Source organism: Streptomyces sp. NPDC096105 (genome assembly GCF_044763335.1).
Taxonomy (GTDB): Bacteria; Actinomycetota; Actinomycetes; order Streptomycetales; family Streptomycetaceae; genus Streptomyces.
This window is the reverse complement of sequence record NZ_JBIWGC010000007.1, coordinates 86,460-107,180: the sequence shown is the minus strand read 5'-3', so window position 1 is coordinate 107,180 and position 20,721 is coordinate 86,460. Positions and strand designations below refer to the sequence as shown.

The window sequence follows — 20,721 nt, the reverse complement described above, 5'->3', positions numbered from 1 at the left end:
TCAGCCGGCGTTGCGCGCCGGCCGGGGCCGCCGGGCCGGGGCTCCCGGACGGGTCCGGGAGCCCCGGCGGATGTGGTCAGCGAGGACCGTTCAGGCGGTTGCTGATGTGTTCGTGGAGTCGGTGCGGCAGGTGGACGGCCCAGCGGTCGGCGGCCTCGGCGGCCAGGTCGCGGCTCCAGTGCCAGCTGTTGCGGGCCGCCGTGCGCACGTCCTGGTCGCGGGCGGCGGCCGTGGTGGCGACGTAGCGATGACGGTCCGTGTCGGGCAGGTCCTGTTCGAGCGCGCGGCTGGGGGTGAGCCAGTGGGCCGTGCTGTTGCGCAACAGGCGGCAGAGCTGGAGCTGCTGGGGTGCGATGACGGTGTGCAGCAGGGCGTGGGCGCGGGCGATCTCGCCGCGGGCCAGGACGTGGGCGAGCATGAGGGTCCAGTTGGTCAGCTCGTTGGTGAGCTGCTGGGCGGTGGTCACCGGCTCGGGCGGCTGGAAGGCGGCCAGCTGCCGGGCGGCCCGGGTGAGCCGGCCGGTGCGGTCGAGCAGGACGGCGTCGTCGGGGCGGGGCAGGTGCACCATGCCCTGCCAGGTGGGGACTTCGTCGATGCCGGGACCGGCGGGGGTGAGGTGGAACTCGCCGCGCATCAGGTCGTCGAAGACGACGGCGAGGACGCCGTACAGGTTGGTGTAGGAGAGCTGGAGCGGTGCGAGCTGCGCCAGGAAGGCCGGGCCGTCGAAGTCGGCGAGGCGGTCGTCCTGGACGTAGAGGTACGCCTCGATGTCGGAGTGGGCGTCGGCCTCGCCCACGGTCCACGAGCCGTAGAGCAGGACGCCCTCCAGCCGGGTGTCGGCGTGGGCGAGCTGTCGCAGGCGTGCGATGCGGTCGTCCAGGGCGGAACGGGCGGAGTGAACGGACATGGTGTGGTCGTGTCTCCTGAGGTGAGCGTGCGGGCACGCTGACGGAGCCCGGCACCCGCCGGGCGCATGTCGGTGGACCGTCGCGGTCCGCTCAGGAGAAGGCGCCCATGAACGAGATCATAGCGGTGACCCGGCCGAGGCCCCCGGCGTCAGCCGTTCGGCAGCGTCGGCCGCACCTGCCGGAGGAACGTCGCGTTGTCCGGCGTCTCGCGCAGGCGGGTCAGCAGGGTTTCCAGGTCGGTCGCGGAGTCGCGGGAGGTCAGGGCGCGGCGCAGGCCCTGGGTGGCCGTCAGCTCCTCACGGGTGAGGAGCAGTTCCTCGCGGCGCGTCCCGGAGGGGGCGATGTCCACCGCCGGGAACAGGCGCCGTGACGCCGACTCGCGGTTCAGCCGCAGTTCCATGTTGCCCGTGCCCTTGAGCTCCTCGAAGAAGAACTCGTCGGCACGCGACCCCGTGTCCACCAGCGCGGAGGCGAGGATCGTCAGCGAACCGCCCTCCTCCGTCTGCCGGGCCGCGCCGAAGAACCGCTTCGGCCCGATCAGCGCGCCCGCGTCCACGCCGCCGCTGAGGGTGCGGCCGCCGGGGCCCGCCGCGTTGTTGTACGCGCGGCACAGCCGGGTCAGCGAGTCCAGCAGGATCACGACGTCCTCGCCGGCCTCCGCCAGCCGCCTGGCCCGTTCCACGACCAGCTCGGCGAGCGCGATGTGCTGCTTGGCGGGCCGGTCGAACGTCGAGGCGTACACCTCGCCGTGCACCGAGCGCCGCATGTCGGTGACCTCCTCGGGACGCTCGTCGAGCAGCACCACCATCAGCCGGCACTCGGGGTGATTGCCCGCGACAGCCGCCGCGAGCTGCTGGATGAGGACCGTCTTGCCGGTCTTGGGCGGGGCCACGAGCAGTCCACGCTGCCCCTTGCCCACCGGTGCGAGCAGGTCGACGACGCGGCCGGCGAGCCCGGACGCCCGGTGTTCCAGGCGCAGCCGCCGGTGGGGGTGGACCGGGGTCAGGTCACGGAAGTCCGGGCGGCCCGCGAGCGACCCGGGCGTACGTCCCTCGACGCGGGCGACGTCGGTGAGCGCGCGCCGGTCGCCGAGGACGCCCTCCACCAGGTCGCCCGTGCGCAGGCCGTGCCGGCGCACCAGGGCGGGGGAGACGACGGGGTCGGACGAACCGGCGACCAGGCCGGGGCCGCGCAGGTGCCCCTTCCCGGTCGCGTCGACGTCGAGGACACCGGTGACGGTGACGGACTGCGGCTGCTGCTGCCGTCCGGCGGTCTGACGGGCGGGGCGGTCCAGGGCGGTGGTCATGTGAGTGGTCCTTTCACGGACGGACAGAGGCAGAAGGCGAAGAAGGGGGGAACCGCGGTCTTCGGGGAGGGCGTGTGCGCGCCTCACAGCGGTGGGAACCTCACTGCGGTCGCCGTGCGACCGTGGGGAAAGCCGTACGTGGCGGTGCGAGGGCCGACGTGACGGCTGGGAGGTGAGAAGCCGAAGTGAAGAAGGTTTCGGCGGTGAAGACCGGCCCGGCGCCCGACGGGGCGCTGCACGGCACTCATGGCACCGTACCACGGTGCGGGCCCGGGGCAAGAGAGCCCCGCGGGCGCGCTACGCGCCCCGCAGCGTCCGCGCTACGCGCCCCGCAGCGTCCGCGCGACCGACGTGATCGTCTCCGGCCCCACCCGGCAGCACCCCCCGATCAGCCGCGCCCCCGACTCCCGCCAGCCCGTCACCCGGGACGCCGAGAACGTGGGCGCGCCGGTCCAGGCGCGGGCCCGCGCGTCCCACCGCTCGCCGCTGTTCGGGTAGACCACCACCGGTCTGCCGGTCACACGGGCGGCGACGGCCACCGCGTGGTCCGCGTCCTCCGGGGTGCAGCAGTTGACGCCGACCGCGATCACCTCGTCCGCCCGCGCGGCGAACGCGAACGCGTCCTCCAGCGGCTGGCCCGCCCGCGTACGGCCCCCGGCCGCCGAGTACGACAGCCAGGCGGGCACACCCAGCCCGCGCACCGCGCGCAGCAGGGCCTCCGCCTCGTCCGTGTCGGGGATCGTCTCCAGGGCGAGGACGTCCGGGGCGGCGGCGGCCAGCACCTCCGCCCTCGGGCGGTGGAACCGTTCCAGCTCCGCGACCGACAGTCCGTAGCGGCCCCGGTACTCGGAGCCGTCCGCGAGCATCGCGCCGTACGGGCCGACGGAGGCCGCCACCCACCGCGGGCGGGGCGGGTCCGAGGCGCGCCGGGCCGCCGTACGGGCGCACTCCACGCTCAGCGCCAGCAGCTCCGCCGCCCGGTCCCGGCCGATCCCGCGGCGCGCGAACCCCTCGAACGTCGCCTGGTAGCTCGCCGTGATCGCCACGTCCGCGCCCGCCTCGAAGTACGCGAGGTGCGCCGCCGTGACCGCCTCCGGGTCCTCCGCGAGCAGCCGCGCCGACCACAGCCCGTCGCTCAGGTCGTGGCCGGCCGCCGCGAGCTGGTTGGACATGCCGCCGTCCAGGACGACCGTGCCGTCCGCCAGGGCCGAGACGAGGGATCCCGTGGTGCTGCCGCTCATACGGCGACGCTAACCGAGGCGCGCACCGCGTCGCACCACACGCGAGGGGTACCCGGGGCGGGAGCGTGCGGTGTCCGGGCGGGCGCGAGCATCCTGCTCGCGCCCGCCGGGCGGCGCACGCGGTTCGGTCCCGACCGGGAAGGCGGTGGACATGTGCCGTTGGCTCGCCTATTCGGGCACCCCGATCCTGCTCGAGAACCTGCTCTACCGGCCGGTGCACTCCCTGATCGACCAGAGCCTGCACGCCCGGATGGGCGTGGAGACCACCAACGGCGACGGCTTCGGGATCGGCTGGTACCTGCCGGCCAAGGACAGTCCCGCCGTGGTCAGGGACATCGGTCCGGCCTGGAGCGACCGGAATCTGCGGGAGATCGCCGGGCACGTCGTCTCCCCGCTGTTCTTCGCCCACATCCGCGCCTCGACCGGCACGGCGGTGCAGCAGACCAACTGCCATCCGTTCCGGTACGACCGCTGGATGTGGATGCACAACGGGGCGATCGACGGCTTCCCCCTGCTGCGGCGTGACCTCGCCCTGGCCGTCCGTCCGGACCTGTTCCCGTACATCGAGGGGTCCACGGACTCCGAGATGATGTTCTACCTGGCGCTCACCTTCGGCCTGGAGGACGACCCGCGCGGCGCCGTCGCCCGCATGGCGGGCCTGGTGGAGCGCACCGGCCACGCGCACGGCGTCGAACACCCCCTGCAGATGACGGTCGCGGTGACCGACGGCGAGCGGCTGTGGGCGTTCCGCTACTCCACGCAGCACCAGTCCCGGTCCCTCTTCTACAGCACGCGTGTCGAGACGCTGAAGTCCCTCCACCCCGACGTGGCGTTCCTGCGCGACATCGCGGACGACGCCCGCCTCATCGTCTCCGAACCCCTGGGCGACCTCCCCGGAGCCTGGAACGCCGTCCCGGAGAGCACGTGCGGGGTGGTGCAGCCGGAGGGGGACGAGATGCACGCGTTCGCGCCGGAGCAGCCGGCGTGAGGCGCGACCGGGGCGACCCGCCGACGGTTCGGCCGGCGCCGAACGGTCCCGGCCCTGGCGTGGCCCGTATGACCGACGACCACTCCGGCCGCCCCGCGGAGGCCTTCGCCGCGCTGCACCGCCAGGACCGGCCCCTGCTGCTGCCCAACGCCTGGGACCACGCCTCCGCTGCTCTCCTCCACGCCCACGGTTTCCCCGCCGCCGGCACCACGAGCCTGGGGGCCGCCGCGGCGGCCGGGCTGCCCGACGGGGCCCGGGCCACCCGCGAGGAGACGCTGCGGCTCGCGGGCGCCCTCGGCGCGCTGCCCTTCCTCCTCTCCGTCGACGCGGAGGACGGCTTCAGCGACGATCCCGGTGAAGTAGCCGCTTTCGCGCGGGAGTTGCAAGCACGCGGCGTGGTCGGGACCAACCTGGAGGACGGGCTCGGGCCCGTCGACCGCCACGTGGCGAAGATCGAGGCCGTGCGCGCCGCCGCACCCGGTCTCTTCGTCAACGCCCGGACGGACACGTACTGGCTCGGCGACGGCGAGGGCACCCTGGACCGGGTCCTGGCCTACCGCGACGCCGGTGCGGACGGCGTGTTCGTGCCCGGCCTCACCGATCCCGGCGCCCTCGCCGTCCTGGTGCGCGCCCTGGACGGCTGTCCCCTCAACGTCCTCCACGCGCCCGGCGGTCCGTCCCTCGCCCGGCTCGCCGGTCTCGGCGTGCGCCGTGGTGTCAGCTTCGGCTCGCTGCTGTACCGGCGGGCCCTCGGCGCGGCCCTGGACGCGGTGGACGCGGTGCGGGAGGGGCGGGCGCCGGGGGCGGGCACGGTGCCGGCCTGCCAGGAGGTGCGGCGGCTCGCCGGGTGACGGCGCCCCCGCCGTGGGTCAGCCCGCCGCCCGGCGGGGCCAGTTCCGCAGCGTCAGGTGCAGCGCGTCGATCATCCGGTCCCACGACGCCTCCAGGTCGCGCGGGGCGCCGAACGCGCCGGCGGACTCCAGGGCGCAGTAGCCGTGGAAGGAGCTGCGCAACAGCCGTACCGCGTCGGTGAGGTCGGGTTCCTCCAGGCCGTACGCGCGGAGCAGGCCGTAGGCGACCTCGGCGGTGCGGCGCAGCGCGGGGGAGCCCGTCACCGTGGCCTCGTCCAGGCGGATCTGGGCGGCCGCGTACCGTCCGGGGTGGGCGAGGGCGTAGCCGCGGTACGCGCCGGCGAACGCGGCCAGCGCCTCCTTGCCGGTGCGGCCCTCGACCGCCGCCGCGATCCGGTCGGTCATCTCGCCGCCCGCCAGCAGCGCCATCCGCGTGCGCAGGTCCCGCAGCCCCCGTACGTGCGCGTACAGGCTCGCGTCCTTGACGTTGAAACGCCGGGCCAGCGCGGACAGGGTGACGTTCTCGTAGCCGGCCTCGTCGGCGAGGTCGACGGCCGCCGCCACGAGGCGGTCGGCGGTGAGTCCGGCGCGGGGGATGCGGGCCTCCGGAGGGTCGGGCGGGCTTCGGACAGGTGAATGTAGCCGACCCGAGCGGGATGGTGGCCCGCCTGCGGCTGATCCGTGGTGGCGGCCGGTCCCCGACGGCCCGCAGCCGTCGTGCCGGCGGCACGCACCGGTCACCCCGCGGACGCACCCGGTTCACGCGCCCCCCGGATCCTCCATTGCGGCGCAGTACGACGAGGAGGCCAGTCATGGGTCACGGGCACGCACACGGACCGCACCACCATCACCACGACCACGGGCACGACCACGGGCACGGCGCGACCGCGCCCCTGCCCGCCGCCTTCGACACCTCCGTGCCCGACGAGGCACTGGACCCCGGGCAGGCGTCCCGCCGCGCCCTGCTGCGCCGGGCCGGACTGCTGGGCGCGGGCCTCGCCTCGGGCACCGTGCTGTCCGGCAGCACCGCCGCGGCCACGCCCGCCGCACCCGCACCCGCGGCGGGCGACCGCAGAGGCGGCGGCAGAGGCCCGGCCAAGGGCTTCCTGTGGCTCGCGGGCGACCACCACATCCACACCCAGTACAGCAGCGACGGCAAGTACCGCGTCGTCGACCAGGTGCGCCAGGGCGCCCGGCACGGCATGGACTGGCTGGTGATCACCGACCACGGCAGCGCCACGCACGCCAGGATCGGCGTCGAGAAGGTCAACCCGGACATCAGGCAGGCGCGCGCCGCCCACCGGGACACCCTCGTCTTCCAGGGCCTGGAGTGGAACATCCCGGCCGCCGAGCACGGCACCGTCTTCGTCCACCCCGGACGCAACGAGGTCGCCGTGCTCAAGCAGTTCGAGAACGACTACGACGGCGGCGTGAAGGGCGCGGGCGACTCCACCCCCGCCAACGAGGCCCTCGCCGTGGCCGGCCTCCGGTTCCTCGCCGAGCAGGTGCGGCGCCGCAAGGTCGAGGACGTGCTGATGCTCGCCAACCACCCCTCTCGCAAGGGCATCGACTCCCCGCACGAGATCCGCGCCTGGCGCGACGCCACCGGCCGGGACCGGCAGATCGCCGTCGGCTTCGAGGGCGCGCCCGGCCACCAGGCCGCCGGACTGCCCGGCCCGCTCGGCCCGGGCGGCGCCCGCGGCATCTACGACGGCAGCCCCGGCCCGAACTCCTTCCCCGGCTACCCGCTGGAGAGCTACCGCACCTGGGGCGGCTTCGACTGGATGACCGCCACCGTCGGCGGCCTGTGGGACAGCCTCCTCGCCGAGGGCCGCCCCTGGTGGATCACCGCGAACTCCGACTCCCACCAGGTGTACGCCGACACCACCGCCCGCGGCGCCGGCGACTTCGCCACCGACGGCCGCCACGGCGACCCGGTGTACGCCGGGAAGATCGACACCCGGCAGGGCGACTTCTGGCCCGGCCAGTACAGCCGCACCCACGTCGGCGCCGACGGCTTCTCCTACGCCGCCGTCATGGACGGCATCCGCGCCGGCCGCATCTGGGTCGACCACGGGCAGCTCATCAGCGGCCTCGACGTCCGGGTGTCCGGAGGCGGCCGCTGGGCCACGCTCGGCGGCGCCCTGCACGTCCGCAAGGGGACGAAGGTCACGCTGACCGCCGACGTGGCGCTCGCGGGCGGCCCCAACTGGGCCGGGTTCACGCCCGCACTGGCCCGCGTCGACGTCATCCAGGGCGACGTCACCGGCCCGGTGTCCGACCGGGACACGTTCACCGCGCCGACGGCGGCCGTCGTCCGGTCGTACGAGATCGGGAAGTCCGCGGGCAGTGTGCGGCTCACCTTCGACCTGGGGCGGGTCGACCGTCCCGTGTACCTGCGGCTGCGCGGCACCGACGGCAACCGGTCCGCCGTCGGGGTCATGGGCGCGAAGACCGACCCGGCCGGTCCCGCCCTGGACGTCGTGGGCGACGCCGACCCCTGGCGCGACCTGTGGTTCTACTCCAACCCCGTATGGGTGCTGCCGTCGTGACGGCGTACGCGCTCACCGTCGACGCGGGCGCGCGGGACCTGCGGACGGCGGACCACCTGCTGCACCGGCTGGCGGACCGGCTCGCCCTGCCCGCGGACACCGTCGGCTGCACCCACCTGGTGCGGGACGGCCGCCCGAGGGTCGTCGTGTCGCTGTCCCTGCCTTCGGCGTCCCTGCTGGACACCGTGCGGGAGCGGCTCGCGGAGGGGGAGCACGGCACCGTCTCGGCCGGACTGCCGGACCCGTCGGGGCGCGCGGTGCTCTATCCGGGGGCGTCCCGGCTCACGGGCACCCTGACGGTCGGGGAGCTGCTGGAGTGCTCCGCGATCGACCGGGTGACGGTGCTGGGCTCGCCCCTGCCGCCGGAGCCGGACGCCCGCATGGTGACCCGCGACCACGTACGGCCGCAGTGGCAGGGCGGTGCGCTGGTCCTCGCCGCCACCCCGGCCCTGGGGGACACCCTGGTGCCCTTCGAGGCGCCGGACCCCACCCCCTGCTGCGCGGACCACTGAGGACGCAGGGACGCGGGGGCCCACGGGCGCCCGCGTCCCGTCAGCCGCCCAGCACGCCCCGCACGAACGCGTTGCCGAACGTGCCCTCCGGGTCCAGTTCGCGGACCAGGGCGCGGAAGTCGTGCAGCCGCGGGTAGCGGGCGTGCAGCTCGGCGGGCGGGGCGGTGAACACCTTGCCCCAGTGCGGTCGCGGCGCGAACGGCGCCAGCGCCTCCTCCACCCGCCGCACCACCGGCAGCACCGCCGCCGTGTCCTCGATCCAGGTGAAGTGCACGGCCACCGTGTCCCTGCCGTACGCGGGGCCCAGCCACTGCTCCTCGGCGGCCACCGTGCGCACCTCGCAGGTCTGCAGCACCGGCGCGACCGTCTCCCGGACGCCGTCCAGGGCGCGCAGCACGTCCACGGCGGTCTCCCGGGGCAGCAGGTACTCCGACTGGAGTTCCGCGCCGCTGCTCGGCGTGAACTCCGCCCGGAAGTGCGGCAGCCGCTCGTGCCACGGACCCGGCGTCCCGAACTGCTCGGTGCAGTTCACCCCGGGCATCCCCGGCACGGGGTGCGCCTTCTCCGTCGCGGGCGCCGCCCACGGGAAGTCCGCGCGGGGCCGGTCGGTGCGGTGCTTCACCCACACCTGCCGGAAGCCCGGCTTCCGCCAGTCGGTGAACAGGCTCACGCTGTACGCCGCCGACATCACCGCGTCGAACGTGCCCGAGTCCAGGAGGTCGAGCGGCAGCTCGGTGAACACCCGCTGCTCCACCTCGTACGCCGGTTCCAGGTCCAGGGTGAGCGCGGTGACCACGCCGAGCGCCCCCAGCGAGGTGACCGCGCCGCCGAACCGCTCGTCGCCGCGCGCGAGGGTCACCGTCGAGCCGTCCGCCGTGACCAGCTCCACCGCGCGCACGGACGCCGACAGCGGGCCGTTGCCGACGCCCGAGCCGTGCGTGCCGGTGGCGACCGACCCGGCCACCGAGATGTGCGGGAGCGACGCCATGTTCGCCAGCGCCAGCCCGTGCCGGTGCACCTCGCGGGCCAGCTCCGCGTACCGCACCCCGCCGCCGACCCGTACCGTCCGCCCCTCGGCGTCCACCTCGATCAGCGGGGGCAGCGCGGCGAGGGACACGAGAACACCGCCCTCGCCCGCGTCGGCGATGCGGTTGAAGGAGTGGCCGCTGCCCAGCACCCGCACCCGGGAGGAGCCCGCGACCAGTGCGCGCAGCGCCTCGAGCGTGCGCGGCCGGTGCAGCTCCTCGGCGGCGTAGGTGATGTTGCCCGCCCAGTTGGTCACGCTCTCGGTCATCCCTCGTCCCTCCCGCCGGCGGACCCGTGGACGGGCCCCGACGGAACCTACCTCGGGAGTGAACCGCACCCGGTGGGGGGCCCCGCCGCCCCGGACGTCCGGCCGGGGGCATACCGTGAGGAGTCGTACGTCGGCACCGGGAGGAGAACACGCGATGGGCAGCCGTACCGCGCTGGTCGAGGATCTGATGGAGCGGTTCCCGCACGTGCCGCGCGAGGCCGTCTTCAAGGAGGACCTGCTGCGCGGCGGTGTGGCCTTCGACGCGTCCGCGCTCAGCGACAACGAGGGCGGCGAGGTCAAACCGAAGTCGTACTTCATCTTCTCCTTCGACCACGGCACCCTGCCGGAGCTGGGCGAGGCCGCGCTGCGCCGCCCGCCGGAGGAGATCATCCTCACCGGAGGACCGTACGACCTGCGCCGCACGGTCGTGTCCGTCCGCGTGAACCCGTCGTCCCCGTACCGGGTCGCCGCCGACGAGCACGGCATGCTCGGCCTCTACCTGGACGGCAAGCGGATCTCCGACGTCGGCGTGCCGCCGATGCCGGAGTACTACCGGCACAAGCTGTCCAACGGGAAGTCCGTGATGGAGGTCGCCCCCACCATCCAGTGGGGCTACCTGATCTACCTGACGGTCTTCCGCGTCTGCCAGTACTTCGGCGCCAAGGAGGAGTGCCAGTACTGCGACATCAATCACAACTGGCGCCAGCACAAGGCGGCCGGCCGGCCCTACACCGGCGTGAAGGACGTCGAGGAGGTCCTCGAGGCCCTGGAGATCATCGACCGCTACGACACGGCGAAGGCGTCCACCGCCTACACCCTCACCGGCGGCGCGATCACCAAGACCGTCTCCGGCCGCGACGAGGCCGACTTCTACGGCCACTACGCCAAGGCCATCGAGGAGCGCTTCCCCGGCCGCTGGATCGGCAAGGTCGTCGCCCAGGCGCTGCCCAAGGACGACGTGCAGCGCTTCAAGGACTACGGCGTGCAGATCTACCACCCCAACTACGAGGTGTGGGACGAGTACTTGTTCAAGATGTACTGCCCCGGCAAGGAGCGGTACGTCGGCCGGGACGAGTGGCACCGCCGCATCCTCGACTCCGCGGAGATCTTCGGCGCGCGCAACGTGATCCCCAACTTCGTGGCGGGCGTGGAGATGGCCGAGCCGTTCGGATTCAAGACGGTCGACGAGGCCATCGCGTCCACCACCGAGGGCCTGCGCTTCTTCATGTCGAAGGGGATCACGCCCCGCTTCACCACCTGGTGTCCCGAGCCGACCACCCCGCTCGGCAAGGCCAACCCGCAGGGCGCGCCGCTGGAATACCACATCCGGCTCCTCCAGGCGTACCGGCAGACCATGGAGGACTTCGGTCTGTCCTCGCCCCCCGGGTACGGCCCGCCCGGACCCGGCCGCGCGGTGTTCTCCGTCAGCTCCTTCATGGACAGCCTCCCGGCGGAGGAGCCCGTCGAGGCGGTCTGAGCGTCCGCCGCGCACCGCGGCGGACCAGGCAGGACGGAACAGGAAAGGCCGGAACCGAGACGTTCCGGCCTTTCCTGCGTATGGTCCCTGCGAGGGGTCGCGATACCGCCACACAAAGTGAAGACGGCGCTTGTCAGGTGTGTCGGGGACGTGCGAAGCTCTCGTCCACTGCCGCGAGGTTCCCCTCAACTCCACCCGCCGGTACGGCGAGTTGACCTCGCTCGTGGATGCAGGAGTCTCATGCCCGACCTGCCGAGCCCCCAGGACGCCGCCGAAGCGGCCCTGTTCTCCGAATGCTGGGACGCGGTGCTCTCCTACGCCGACCTGTGCACGGCGGGCTCCGACGCCGCCGCGGAACTGGCCCGGGAGGCCTTCGCCGAGGGCATACGGGAACTGCGCGCGGCCGAGTCGGGAAGCGTGCGCGGGACCGGCCGCCGTTCCTCCCGGCTGCCCCGCATCCCCCTGCTGCTGACCGCCGTACGGAACACGGCCGCCGGGTGGGAGAAGGAGGGGCAGGGGCACAAGCTCGACCCCGGCCTCCGGCTGTGGCTGCACTCCGAGGAGGCCGCCCGCCACACCGGGCCGCCCCTCGGACGCCCCATCGCCCTGCGGGGGTTGCGCGACCTCCAGCAGGCGGACGCCGAACTGCTGTGGCTGGCCGAGGCGGAGGCGCTGCCGTTGCCCCTGGTGGCTCGCCGGCTGGGTCTCGACCCGGCCACCGCGGCCGACGAACTCGCCCAGGTCGGCCGCCTGTTCCGGGACCGCTGCCACCGCAACCACCTCGACTCCCCGATGGACGCCGAGTGCCGCAGCTACGCCCGGCTGCTCGACGCCGTCACCCGCTCGCCCGCCGCGGACGCCCCCGAGGACCTGTCCCGGCACCTCGCCGTCTGCCGGCAGTGCGCGGAGGCCGCCGCCTGTCTGCGCCCGCACGGCGGCACCCTGCCCGGCGCGCTGGCCGGCGGCGTCATCGGCTGGGGCGGCCTCGCCTACCTGGAGCGCCGCCGCCGCGCCGCCGAGGTGCGGCTGGGCGCCGGGCACCCGGACGGCGCCGACCCGGACGCCGACGACCCGGTGGGCGGGCCCGGCCGCAGGGCGCGGGTCGCCCGGCACGGGCCCATGGCCGCGGCCGCCGTCGTCTCGCTGCTCGCGCTCGCGGTGTCGCTGATGCCGTTCGGAGACGGCGGGGATCCCGGGACCGCCGCCCCCGACAACGACCGCGGGGGTCCGGTGGCCGCGCCCGTGCCGTCACTGCCGCCGGCGGGCACGGCGCCGTCCGGTTCGCCGGACCCCTCCGTCCCCGCGTCCAGTGCCGCTGCCGCGCCGAGCAGCGCCCCGCCCTCCCGCACGGCGGACCCGACGCCCGAGCCCGACCCGGAGCCGCAGGGCACGTCCTCCGGCGCCGCCGCCACGCCGGGGGACGGCGGCCCCTCGCGGCCCGCCTGCCTGGTCGACTACGACGTGCTCGACCAGTGGCCGGAGGGCTACCAGGCGGCCGTCACCGTGACGACCCGGCACGCCCTGGACGGCTGGCGGGTCGGCTTCACCCTCCCCGACGGCCAGCGCGTCACCCAGATGTGGGACGCCTCGGTCCACCAGTCCGGCGCGCGGGTGACCGCCACCGCGCCCGACTACAACGCGAGCGTCGCCGCGGGCGGCAGACTCGCCTTCGGCTTCGTCGCGGCGAGGCGGGACACGGACGTCCGGGCGTCGGACTTCACGGTCGACGGGAGGGCCTGCGGGGTGGCGTGAGCGGTTGACGCGCTCGTGCCCGGCGGGCATGCGTGCCTCAAGGGTCTGGCGGAGGGCTGGCGCTGGGGGCCGCCCCCTCTGGGGGGAGGCACCCCGTGGGCGCCGGACTGCGCGAACGCCCGGGCTCACCGCAACGCGGGTCCGTCACACTCGTACGTCGCGTCAAAGGGCGGCGAGCCGCCCGGCCAACAGCTCGATCCGCCGCTCCGCGTCCTCCGCCGGCAACCGCCGGGTCGGGACAGCACCTGCGTGGCATCGCGGCCGACGCCGCGCAGAGTGCCGGAGGAGAGGCCGCGCTGGAACTCGGGGCCGGCACAGCCGATCCCGGGAGCGGGGCGGCCGCCGGGGTCCGGGGCGCCCCTTGTGGCCGGGCAGGGACGGCATGGCGGTGTCCGGTGGTCCGGACGGCCGCATCGACCGTGTCCTTCGAGCCGTCGGCCCGGACGACGTCCTCCGGCGTGAGACGGGTGAGCATCCCGCACCCCTCGACACCGTGGGCGTCGAGGGTGCTCCGGCCCACCGGTGAGGCGATGGCGGGCGCCGGGGCCGCCCACCCGGATGCGCCCGGGTTCGGGCTGTGCGCCAGGGATACACGTTCCATGGCAATCCACGCAAGACGCACCATTGCTGGAGGTAATAGTGGCTGCTGTGGTCAAGGACATGCTCCGTGCCTACCCCGCCGATCTGGGCGGTGTGGACAGGGAGAAGCTGGCGCGCTGTATCGAGGAGTGCCTGGCTTGCGCGCAGGCGTGCACGGCCTGCGCCGACGCGTGCCTGTCGGAGGAGACGGTCGACGAGCTGACGAAGTGCATCCGCACCGACGCGGACTGCGCGGACGTCTGTACCGCCACCGCCGCCGTGCTCTCCCGTCACACCGGTTACGACGCGAACGTCACGCGCGCCGTGCTCCAGGCGTGCGCGACGGTGTGCAAGGCCTGCGGCGACGAATGCGAACGCCACGCCGGCATGCACGACCACTGCCGCGTGTGCGCCGAAGCCTGCCGACGTTGCGAGCAGGCCTGCAACGACCTGATCACCTCCCTCGGCTGACTGGTCGGGTGAGTGTGTTTGCGGGGCCATGAGGGAGAAGTCCGGAAAGCAGGGTGCGGCAGGGCCGTGACCTCCTGCGCGGCTTCGGGCACACCCTTCCCGGGCGGTGATCCGTGGCCGGTGACCGGCAGCGGACGACGGCTGCGTCCGGTCATATCGGCCGGTGGTCCGTCCTCCGCGTGCCGTCGAGCAAGGGCCGGCCGAGACGTGTCGTGATGAGCTTGCGGACGGCGATCACACCGGCCGCGGCGGCGACACGCCCCCACGACGGTTCGTCGGCGAGCTTGATCAGTCCGGCAGCGGTGAGGAAGTCGAGCAGCACGCCCAGTGACGTGCGGAACCGGCCCACGGCCACGTGGGCCACGCAGGCGCTGAACAGCCCCAGGACGGTGGTGAGCGCGGCGGCGGTGTGGAGCCAGGGGGTCATCAGGCCGCGGTCTTTTCCCTCGCGTCGAGTTCGGCTCTTTCCTGGGCGATCTCCCGACCCAGGAAGTAGTTGAGCGCGGTACGGATCGCGGCGATCGCCGCCAGCTGCCCGATCTCCGCGAAGCTCGGCGCGACGGCCGTCCGCAGTACGTCACCGGCGAGCTGGAACTCCAGACCCAGGACGAGGAAGCGTCCGAGGCTGAGGCGGATGCGGTTGAAGCCGGACAGCTTGCGGTCGCGCCGTAGTCCGGCCAGGAGGAACTGCGCGAATGCCCAGACGGCTCCCACGAAGATGATCAGTGCGCCGGCGGACTCGACGACTCTGACAAGGAGCCCGATCACGTCGCGCAGCGTCGACTCGGGCAGGAGCTCCATCGACAAGGGCATGGTGAGGCCGGTACCCCGTCCTGCGGGCCGGCTCGCCTGCCGGGCACGGTTCTCACCCGGTCGCCGCCGGACGGCCGGTCTTCTGGTCCGACTCCCTGGGCGGCGCCTCGGCCCTGCCCTCCGCCCGGACTCCGGCGGCGTGGCGCGCGCCATCGTTCCGGGGCCGTCCGATGCGCGCATGGGGAGATCGCAGCGGTGGGACCCGCCCGGTACGACGGCCGGCCACGGCGTCACACCGCGGCCTGCTTCGCGCTGCTGGACGGCCGGCTGCGGCACTGGCAGCCGACGGTGTCCGTTCGCCCATCGGCGGCCGGTACGGCTGCGGCGGTGGGGGCGCGGCAGCCCTTGCCCGATGCCTGGCCCGCCTCAGACGGCTCCTCCCCGGCCGGCTCGGTGCACCCACCCGGGCGGAAGTACGGCAGCCATGGCCGAGGTCGCGGCAGTCTCCCGTCAGCGGCGCCGCGAGCCGGTCCGGCTCCCGTCACGACGCGTGCCGCGTCCACGGGGTGGTCGGCTGGAGCACGGCCTCGGTGAGCGCGCGGGACCTCAGCCGGGTGATCTCCTGGTAGCCGGGATCGGTCACCATGCGAACGAACGCCTCCCGGCTCGGATAGCGCACGAGCAGCACGGCGTCCCACGCCTGTCCTTGTCCGGCGACCAGGGGGGTGTCGCCGTCCCCGGCGTAGAGGAGCTCGCCCCCGTGCTGTCGCAGGAAGACCGCCGCACGACGTGAGTACTCCTCGTACGACGTGCGTCCGTCAGGCGCGAACCGCAGCAGGTTGAGCATGACGAAAGGCTCCCCGGGCTTCTGGTCACCGAGTTCCTGGAGGACTGCCTTGTGGGGATCGACAGTCATGAACGTCTCCTTGTCGTCGCGGGGTGGAGGGCGTGGGGGCGTCCGACGGACGGCTGGCACGAGGGTAGGTGACGACGGACCCAGCTGCATACCACCTGGTCGGTATGAGTTGCGCGGCCGGATGTGGCCGCGGCCCTCGCGGAAGCGGGCCGTGACCGCGGTGGTGGCGGGCGGGCCAGGTCTCGGCCGACGTGCTCCCGGTGATCGTGGGGCGGTAGAAAGGAGTCGTGCGTGAGAGCGAGGGCCCCGCGAGGGCGATGGACGATGTGGACGCCGTGACCCAGGCGGTGCTGACCGCGTCACGCCTGCTGGTCGCGGTGTCCGCGCGTTCCCTCGCCGAGGTCGAGGAGCGGGTGACGCTGCCGCAGTTCCGGATGCTGGTGGTGCTGGCCACGAGGGGAGCCACCAAGCTCGTCACGCTGGCCGAGCAGCTCCAGGTGGCGCCGTCCACCGCCATGCGCATGGTGGACCGCCTGATCGCGGCCGGCCTGGCGGACCGGCACGCCAATCCCCACAGCCGTCGGGAGACGCTGCTGCAGCTCACCGCCGAGGGACGGCGCACGGTCGAGAGCGTCACGGCTCGCCGGCGTACCGAGATCGCCGCCATCGTCGAAAGACTCACCCCGGTGCAGCGGCTGGCCCTGGTCGAAGCGCTCAACGCCTTCAACAGGGCCGGGGCGGAGCCCTTGGCGCCGGTCGTCGAGGACACGCAGGCGCATCCGCTGGGGTGGACGGGCGAACTGCCCGGCGCCCCGTGAGGCGGGCGCAAGGACCGATGCTCGCCGCAGGCAGGCACGCGCTCCCGTTCCCCACGGGCGCGGGCCGCTTCCGGTGCGTGTCCGCGCGGTCCCGGGCCGCTGAGCGGACGTGCCGGGAACGGCGCGGCCCGCTCCGGGTGCCGAGCCGGTCCCCCGGGCCGCCGTGGCCGTCCTGAGGGCTCCCGCCGCCGGGGCCCGATGGAGAATTTCTTTGCTCTATGCAAAACTACACGGACGGCTGGGCCTGGTGGCCCCGCCTGGAGTGCCGGGAAGTCTGGTCGGCGTCCGTCAAGGCGAACCGTCCGGAGGCCCGGCCATGCCACCGTCCCGTCCCGTGCCGCACGACAAGGCTGCCGACGGCGTCCCGCCCCGTCGGCACGAGCCGTTCCGGACGGGGGGCGCGACAAGACTCCGTGTCCGTTCCGGGACCGGCCACGGCCCCTCGTCCGTGCTGCGCCTGCTCCTCGACGGGGAGCTCGATGCGGACACCGCTGCCACACTGCGGGACGACCTGGCTGTACTTTCCGCGCGCTCGGCGGTCGCTTCGCTGGTCCTCGACCTGTCCGGTGTCACCTTCTGCGACCTGGCGAGCCTGTACACCCTGCGGGGCATCTGCCGGACCCTGCCGCTGGCCGGCGTCGACGTGCGGCTCGTGGAGCCCAGTGCTGCCGTTCGGACCGCTGCGCGAAGGGCGGGACTGGCCACTGATCTGGACGTGGACAGGGGCGGAGAGGAGCCGCCTCCTGCGGCACCGCCGTGAGGCGTCCACGGTCAAGCACCGGAGGCCGCCGAGGGGGACCGGCGGGCAGGCGGCCGGCTGCCCGCCGCCCGGTCGAAACACGTCGCGGTACGCACCGCGCGCAGACCTGCAGCATGACCACGACCCGAGAAGCGGTCGAAGCCCCGTCGCCGTCTCGGCCGGGTAGGACCGGTCCGATGCCAGCACTTCATCGGCGAAACTTTTGCATAGTCTAAAGCTGATGGAGGGATGTATGGAGAGAGGGGTCGGGCGTTTCGATGTCGTGAGGGGGCGAGAGCGCAGCGGAACGAACCGCGCGGTCGCCCGCGTGGACGGACGACCGCGAAGAGCGGGAAGCGCAGGAGCGCGCGCGGCGCTCCAGCGCGCCGGGCTGGTTTCTCCTGTTCAACCGGCGTGCACGCCGTGCCGGTTCCCTGAGTGCCGTACTCGCGCCGACGGGACGCGAAAAGAGATGGCGCGCGATCACCGGGGACCCTAGGCTGTGCCGTGTTCGCGAGGCGCTCCACACGTGGGCGCTGTTCGTCCGAGTCGAGGTTCCTGGGAGGTGTGACCGATGGCTGTCTCTGTGAGGGGCCGTGCCCGCACTCAGTCGTTCGTTTCGTCCACCTCCGTGGCCTCCGGCTGACCTCACCTCTTCTCGCGCGTGCCTGAACGCGCGCCGCCGGGGCCGCCCTTCGAAGGGTCTCCCTTGAACCTCTCCTCTCCTTCCGCCTCCTCGCACCCCCTCGCTCCCTACGGCTGGGACGAGCAGTGGGAGGACGCCTTCGCTCCGTACGCCGCGCAGGGGCTGGTGCCCGGGCGCGTGGTCCGGGTCGACCGGGGGCTGTGCGACATGGCCACCCCGGACGGCGTGATCCGCGCCGACACCGAGTACGTCGTCCCCCGCGACCCGATGAAGGTCGTCTGCACCGGTGACTGGGCCGCCGTCGACCCCGACGGCGCCCGCCCCCGCTACGTGCGTACGCTGCTGCCGCGCCGTACCGCGTTCGTGCGGTCCACCTCCTCCAAGCGGTCCGAGGGGCAGATCCTCGCCGCCAACGTCGACCACGCGGTCGTCGCCGTGTCCCTCGCCGTGGAACTCGACCTCGCCCGGATCGAGCGGTTCCTCGCGCTCGCGTGGGAGTCCGGCGCGCAGCCGGTCGTGGTGCTCACCAAGGCCGACCTCGTGCCGGACGCGGTGACCCGGTCGTACCTCATGCAGGACGTGGAGACCAGCGCGCCCGGCGTGCCCGTCCTCACCGTCAGCGCGCAGGACGGCGAAGGGCTCGACGTGCTCTCGGCGGTCGTCTCCGGCGGGACCTCGGTCCTGCTCGGGCAGTCCGGCGCCGGCAAGTCCACCCTGGCCAACGCCCTCCTCGGCGAGGACGTCATGGACGTCCGGGCCACCCGGGACGTCGACGGCAAGGGCCGCCACACCACCACGACCCGCAACCTGCTCCTGCTGCCCGGCGGGGGAGTCCTCATCGACACCCCGGGCCTGCGGGGCGTCGGCCTGTGGGACGCCGGCACCGGGGTCGGCCAGGTGTTCTCCGAGATCCAGCACCTCGCCGAGAGCTGCCGGTTCCACGACTGCGCCCACGAGAGCGAGCCCGGCTGCGCCGTCCTCGACGCCATCGAGGCCGGCGAGCTGCCCCGGCGCCGCCTGGACAGCTACCGCAAGCTGCTCCGGGAGAACCAGTACATCGTCGCCAAGACCGACGCCCGCCTCCGCGCGGAGATCCGCAAGGACTGGAAGCGCAAGGGCGCCCTCGGCAAGGCCGCCATGGAGGCCAAGCGGGGACGGCTGAGGTAAGAACACCCTGCCCGCCGGGCGCCCCGTGGGGCGCCCGGCGGGACGGCTCAGTCCGACTCCCGCAGTTCCAGGACGTACCGCGCCGTCAGCGCCACCGTCCGGTCCCCGTCCCCGGTCAGGGACCTCAGCGTGTCCGTGGCCGCCGGGCCCGGGATCTCGGCGAGGGCCTGTGTCAGCCGGCGGCGCGCGGACGGGTCCGGCGCGCCTCCGGCCAGACGGTCCGCCAGCGCCGCCACGATGCGGTCCGCCACCGCCGCGTCGCCCGCCAGCGTGCCCAGCGCGTCGGCGGCGTCGACGTCGTTCGCCTCCTCGACGACCATGCCGACCAGTTCCGGCATCGCGTCCGCCACCCCGCGCGCCCCCAGTTCCAGGGCCGCGGTCCGGCGTACGGCCGGGTCCGCGTCGCCGAGGGCGTCCCGCAGCAGTGCCGTCGCCCGCTCGCCCGGGACCTCCGCCAGGCATCGCGCCGCCCGCCCGCGCACCTCCGGCAGCGCCGACTCCAGCCCCGCCGCCAGCAGCTCGGGCCCCCGCTCGCCCGCCTGTGCCAGCGCCCACCGCAGGGCCCCGGCGACATGCGGGTCCGCCTCGCTCAGCACCGCCTCCACCAGCGCCTCCACCGGCACCGGCACCGTGTCCACCGACGACAGCGCCGCCCGCTGCCGCATCCCGGGGTCCCCGGAGCGCAGGTTCCGCAGCAGCGCGACGACCTGGAGGACGTCCTGCCAGTCGGCGGGTTCCGCCGCGTCGATCCGCTGGAGCCGCGTCAGCAGCTCCGTCTCCCGCGCGATCCTCTCCCGTGTCCGCCGGGCCAGGTCCGCGACGAGACCGGACGGCGTGAAGCCGGGATCGTCCAGGGCGCGGCCCACGTCCCGCAGCGACAGCCCCAGCGACCGCAGGCTCTCCACGTGGAAGATCCGCCGGATGTCCTCCTCCGTGTACGCGCGGTACCCGGCCGCCGTACGGCCCGACGGCCGCACCAGGTCCAGCGACTCGTAGTGCCGCAGCATCCGGGGGCTGACCCCGGACCGCCGCGCCACCTCACCGATCAGCACCCCTGCCTCACTCCTCCTGCCCGTCCGGACCCACGGCGTCCTGCCCGTCCGGGTCCCGGGCCTCCGGCCCCAGCGACACCACGCGCTTCGCCTCCTCCACCGCGTACGCGAACCCCGCCTCAGGGTCGCGCCGCAACCGCTCCGTGGCGAGCGCGTGCTCCCGCACCCGTGGGTCCGGGCCGGACGCCGCGGCCCGCACCGGTGCGACGGCCGGCTCGCCGAGAGCGATCAGCGCCCGGCTGAGACTGAGCTGCGTCTCCCTCCCACCCCGTCCGAGCTGGGACACCAGCACCTCCGCCAGCTCCGCCGCCTCGCCCTCGGGCACCAGCGGCACGGCCGTCCGCCAGGCGGTCCGCGCCACCTCGTCGTCCGGGTCGGTCAGCAGCGACCGGGTGATCGCCGGCCACACCCCAGGGTCCCCGATCTTGGACAGGGTGTGCAGCGCCTGACTCCGCGCCCGGGCGTGCGGCGACCGCAGCTCGGCCACCACCCGGGGCACCGTCGACGCCTCAGGGTGCCGGGTGAGCGCCCACGTCAGCATGTCCCGCACATGGAACACCGGTTCCACCCCGCACCGTTCCACCAGCGGCTCCACGAACTCCGGGTCCGGGTCCGAGCCGGCCGCGAGCGCCGCGCGCAGGCGCACCGAGGAATCGTCGTGCCGCAGTCCCGCGAGCACACGTGATGTTGTCGTCTCCGCCTTGGGCGTGGTCATCGGAGCACCTCCAGGCCCGCCAGTGAAGACCTTCTCACCGTGTC

20 protein-coding genes are annotated in these 20,721 nt (G+C 74.1%); 10 read left to right on the top strand and 10 right to left on the bottom strand.

The genetic code is table 11. From position 1 onward, the window contains the following. Window positions 1-76: 76 nt before the first annotated feature. The 3 genes from ACIQ8B_RS14115 to mmuM form a co-directional block, all read right to left on the bottom strand. Window positions 77-907 (bottom strand): nucleotidyltransferase domain-containing protein, encoded by an 831-nt coding sequence (locus ACIQ8B_RS14115; protein WP_403546853.1) that lies wholly within the window; start codon window positions 905-907, stop codon window positions 77-79. Between the two features lie 149 nt (window positions 908-1,056). Then, complete coding sequence (gene rho, locus ACIQ8B_RS14110) at window positions 1,057-2,214, bottom strand: transcription termination factor Rho (protein WP_403546852.1); 1,158 nt, start codon at window positions 2,212-2,214, stop codon at window positions 1,057-1,059. 320 nt (window positions 2,215-2,534) lie between these two features. Continuing rightward, entirely contained in the window at window positions 2,535-3,455 is a 921-nt protein-coding gene (gene mmuM / locus ACIQ8B_RS14105; RefSeq protein ID WP_403546851.1) for a homocysteine S-methyltransferase, read from the bottom strand. A 151-nt stretch (window positions 3,456-3,606) separates the two neighbouring features. Between mmuM and ACIQ8B_RS14100 the strand changes: the two genes are divergently transcribed. Both ACIQ8B_RS14100 and ACIQ8B_RS14095 read left to right on the top strand, forming a co-directional pair. Further along, on the top strand, window positions 3,607-4,443 hold the full coding sequence (locus ACIQ8B_RS14100; RefSeq protein ID WP_290008957.1) for a class II glutamine amidotransferase: 837 nt from the start codon (window positions 3,607-3,609) through the stop codon (window positions 4,441-4,443). Window positions 4,444-4,511: 68 nt separating this feature from the next. Beyond that, entirely contained in the window at window positions 4,512-5,294 is a 783-nt protein-coding gene (locus ACIQ8B_RS14095; RefSeq protein WP_403546850.1) for an isocitrate lyase/phosphoenolpyruvate mutase family protein, read from the top strand. A gap of 18 nt (window positions 5,295-5,312) precedes the next feature. Here ACIQ8B_RS14095 and ACIQ8B_RS14090 read toward each other — a convergent pair whose 3' ends face one another. Continuing rightward, complete coding sequence (locus ACIQ8B_RS14090; RefSeq protein ID WP_290009101.1) at window positions 5,313-5,891, bottom strand: TetR/AcrR family transcriptional regulator; 579 nt, start codon at window positions 5,889-5,891, stop codon at window positions 5,313-5,315. A 215-nt stretch (window positions 5,892-6,106) separates the two neighbouring features. Between ACIQ8B_RS14090 and ACIQ8B_RS14085 the strand changes: the two genes are divergently transcribed. Next, on the top strand, window positions 6,107-7,846 hold the full coding sequence (locus tag ACIQ8B_RS14085) for a PHP domain-containing protein (RefSeq protein WP_403546849.1): 1,740 nt from the start codon (window positions 6,107-6,109) through the stop codon (window positions 7,844-7,846). After that, window positions 7,828-8,358, top strand: a complete 531-nt coding sequence (locus ACIQ8B_RS14080) for a hypothetical protein (RefSeq protein WP_403546848.1) — start codon at window positions 7,828-7,830, stop codon at window positions 8,356-8,358. Before ACIQ8B_RS14085 ends, ACIQ8B_RS14080 begins: the two co-directional genes overlap by 19 nt. A gap of 40 nt (window positions 8,359-8,398) precedes the next feature. On the opposite strand, the gene ACIQ8B_RS14075 is transcribed toward ACIQ8B_RS14080, so the two are convergent. Further along, window positions 8,399-9,652, bottom strand: a complete 1,254-nt coding sequence (locus tag ACIQ8B_RS14075; protein ID WP_290008963.1) for an FAD-binding protein — start codon at window positions 9,650-9,652, stop codon at window positions 8,399-8,401. 154 nt (window positions 9,653-9,806) lie between these two features. Between ACIQ8B_RS14075 and ACIQ8B_RS14070 the strand changes: the two genes are divergently transcribed. The 3 genes from ACIQ8B_RS14070 (at window position 9,807) to ACIQ8B_RS14060 (ending at window position 13,931) form a co-directional block, all read left to right on the top strand. Beyond that, entirely contained in the window at window positions 9,807-11,129 is a 1,323-nt protein-coding gene (locus ACIQ8B_RS14070) for a radical SAM protein (RefSeq protein ID WP_106411826.1), read from the top strand. Between the two features lie 240 nt (window positions 11,130-11,369). Then, window positions 11,370-12,881 carry a cellulose binding domain-containing protein gene (locus ACIQ8B_RS14065; protein ID WP_403546847.1) on the top strand — a complete coding sequence of 504 codons (1,512 nt, stop codon included), beginning with the start codon at window positions 11,370-11,372 and terminating at the stop codon, window positions 12,879-12,881. 660 nt (window positions 12,882-13,541) lie between these two features. After that, window positions 13,542-13,931: a four-helix bundle copper-binding protein gene (locus tag ACIQ8B_RS14060; RefSeq protein WP_290009102.1), complete on the top strand. Its 390-nt coding sequence runs from the start codon at window positions 13,542-13,544 to the stop codon at window positions 13,929-13,931. A 151-nt stretch (window positions 13,932-14,082) separates the two neighbouring features. On the opposite strand, the gene ACIQ8B_RS14055 is transcribed toward ACIQ8B_RS14060, so the two are convergent. The 3 genes from ACIQ8B_RS14055 to ACIQ8B_RS14045 all read right to left on the bottom strand — a co-directional run bounded on the left by ACIQ8B_RS14055 (window position 14,083) and on the right by ACIQ8B_RS14045 (window position 15,600). Further along, window positions 14,083-14,358, bottom strand: coding sequence for a hypothetical protein (locus ACIQ8B_RS14055; protein WP_403546846.1), 276 nt, complete (start codon window positions 14,356-14,358; stop codon window positions 14,083-14,085). Then, complete coding sequence (locus tag ACIQ8B_RS14050; RefSeq protein WP_290008968.1) at window positions 14,358-14,744, bottom strand: DUF1622 domain-containing protein; 387 nt, start codon at window positions 14,742-14,744, stop codon at window positions 14,358-14,360. The genes ACIQ8B_RS14055 and ACIQ8B_RS14050 overlap by 1 nt, the downstream gene beginning before the upstream one ends. A 481-nt stretch (window positions 14,745-15,225) precedes the next feature. Next, complete coding sequence (locus tag ACIQ8B_RS14045) at window positions 15,226-15,600, bottom strand: DUF1330 domain-containing protein (RefSeq protein WP_403546845.1); 375 nt, start codon at window positions 15,598-15,600, stop codon at window positions 15,226-15,228. A gap of 257 nt (window positions 15,601-15,857) precedes the next feature. Between ACIQ8B_RS14045 and ACIQ8B_RS14040 the strand changes: the two genes are divergently transcribed. From ACIQ8B_RS14040 to rsgA, 3 genes are all read left to right on the top strand, one after another. Then, window positions 15,858-16,358: a MarR family winged helix-turn-helix transcriptional regulator gene (locus ACIQ8B_RS14040; protein ID WP_290009104.1), complete on the top strand. Its 501-nt coding sequence runs from the start codon at window positions 15,858-15,860 to the stop codon at window positions 16,356-16,358. Window positions 16,359-16,806: 448 nt separating this feature from the next. Beyond that, window positions 16,807-17,118, top strand: a complete 312-nt coding sequence (locus ACIQ8B_RS14035; RefSeq protein ID WP_403546844.1) for an STAS domain-containing protein — start codon at window positions 16,807-16,809, stop codon at window positions 17,116-17,118. A gap of 688 nt (window positions 17,119-17,806) precedes the next feature. Continuing rightward, complete coding sequence (rsgA, locus tag ACIQ8B_RS14030) at window positions 17,807-18,910, top strand: ribosome small subunit-dependent GTPase A (RefSeq protein WP_403546843.1); 1,104 nt, start codon at window positions 17,807-17,809, stop codon at window positions 18,908-18,910. Window positions 18,911-18,957: 47 nt separating this feature from the next. On the opposite strand, the gene ACIQ8B_RS14025 is transcribed toward rsgA, so the two are convergent. Further along, window positions 18,958-19,962 (bottom strand): HEAT repeat domain-containing protein, encoded by a 1,005-nt coding sequence (locus tag ACIQ8B_RS14025; protein WP_290008975.1) that lies wholly within the window; start codon window positions 19,960-19,962, stop codon window positions 18,958-18,960. Window positions 19,963-19,969: 7 nt separating this feature from the next. Next, on the bottom strand, window positions 19,970-20,677 hold the full coding sequence (locus ACIQ8B_RS14020; RefSeq protein WP_403546842.1) for a HEAT repeat domain-containing protein: 708 nt from the start codon (window positions 20,675-20,677) through the stop codon (window positions 19,970-19,972). Window positions 20,678-20,721: the final 44 nt, after the last annotated feature.

What these genes read in the sequence shown, in the direction of transcription:
- ACIQ8B_RS14115 (WP_403546853.1), bottom strand. Translation starts at nt 907, where the DNA reads ATGTCCGTTCACTCCGCCCGTTCCGCCCTGGACGACCGCATCGCACGC.
- rho (WP_403546852.1), bottom strand. Translation starts at nt 2,214, where the DNA reads ATGACCACCGCCCTGGACCGCCCCGCCCGTCAGACCGCCGGACGGCAG.
- mmuM (WP_403546851.1), bottom strand. Translation starts at nt 3,455, where the DNA reads ATGAGCGGCAGCACCACGGGATCCCTCGTCTCGGCCCTGGCGGACGGC.
- ACIQ8B_RS14100 (WP_290008957.1), top strand. Translation starts at nt 3,607, where the DNA reads ATGTGCCGTTGGCTCGCCTATTCGGGCACCCCGATCCTGCTCGAGAAC.
- ACIQ8B_RS14095 (WP_403546850.1), top strand. Translation starts at nt 4,512, where the DNA reads ATGACCGACGACCACTCCGGCCGCCCCGCGGAGGCCTTCGCCGCGCTG.
- ACIQ8B_RS14085 (WP_403546849.1), top strand. Translation starts at nt 6,107, where the DNA reads ATGGGTCACGGGCACGCACACGGACCGCACCACCATCACCACGACCAC.
- ACIQ8B_RS14080 (WP_403546848.1), top strand. Translation starts at nt 7,828, where the DNA reads ATGGGTGCTGCCGTCGTGACGGCGTACGCGCTCACCGTCGACGCGGGC.
- ACIQ8B_RS14075 (WP_290008963.1), bottom strand. Translation starts at nt 9,652, where the DNA reads ATGACCGAGAGCGTGACCAACTGGGCGGGCAACATCACCTACGCCGCC.
- ACIQ8B_RS14070 (WP_106411826.1), top strand. Translation starts at nt 9,807, where the DNA reads ATGGGCAGCCGTACCGCGCTGGTCGAGGATCTGATGGAGCGGTTCCCG.
- ACIQ8B_RS14065 (WP_403546847.1), top strand. Translation starts at nt 11,370, where the DNA reads ATGCCCGACCTGCCGAGCCCCCAGGACGCCGCCGAAGCGGCCCTGTTC.
- ACIQ8B_RS14060 (WP_290009102.1), top strand. Translation starts at nt 13,542, where the DNA reads ATGCTCCGTGCCTACCCCGCCGATCTGGGCGGTGTGGACAGGGAGAAG.
- ACIQ8B_RS14055 (WP_403546846.1), bottom strand. Translation starts at nt 14,358, where the DNA reads ATGACCCCCTGGCTCCACACCGCCGCCGCGCTCACCACCGTCCTGGGG.
- ACIQ8B_RS14050 (WP_290008968.1), bottom strand. Translation starts at nt 14,744, where the DNA reads ATGCCCTTGTCGATGGAGCTCCTGCCCGAGTCGACGCTGCGCGACGTG.
- ACIQ8B_RS14045 (WP_403546845.1), bottom strand. Translation starts at nt 15,600, where the DNA reads ATGACTGTCGATCCCCACAAGGCAGTCCTCCAGGAACTCGGTGACCAG.
- ACIQ8B_RS14040 (WP_290009104.1), top strand. Translation starts at nt 15,858, where the DNA reads ATGGACGATGTGGACGCCGTGACCCAGGCGGTGCTGACCGCGTCACGC.
- ACIQ8B_RS14020 (WP_403546842.1), bottom strand. Translation starts at nt 20,677, where the DNA reads ATGACCACGCCCAAGGCGGAGACGACAACATCACGTGTGCTCGCGGGA.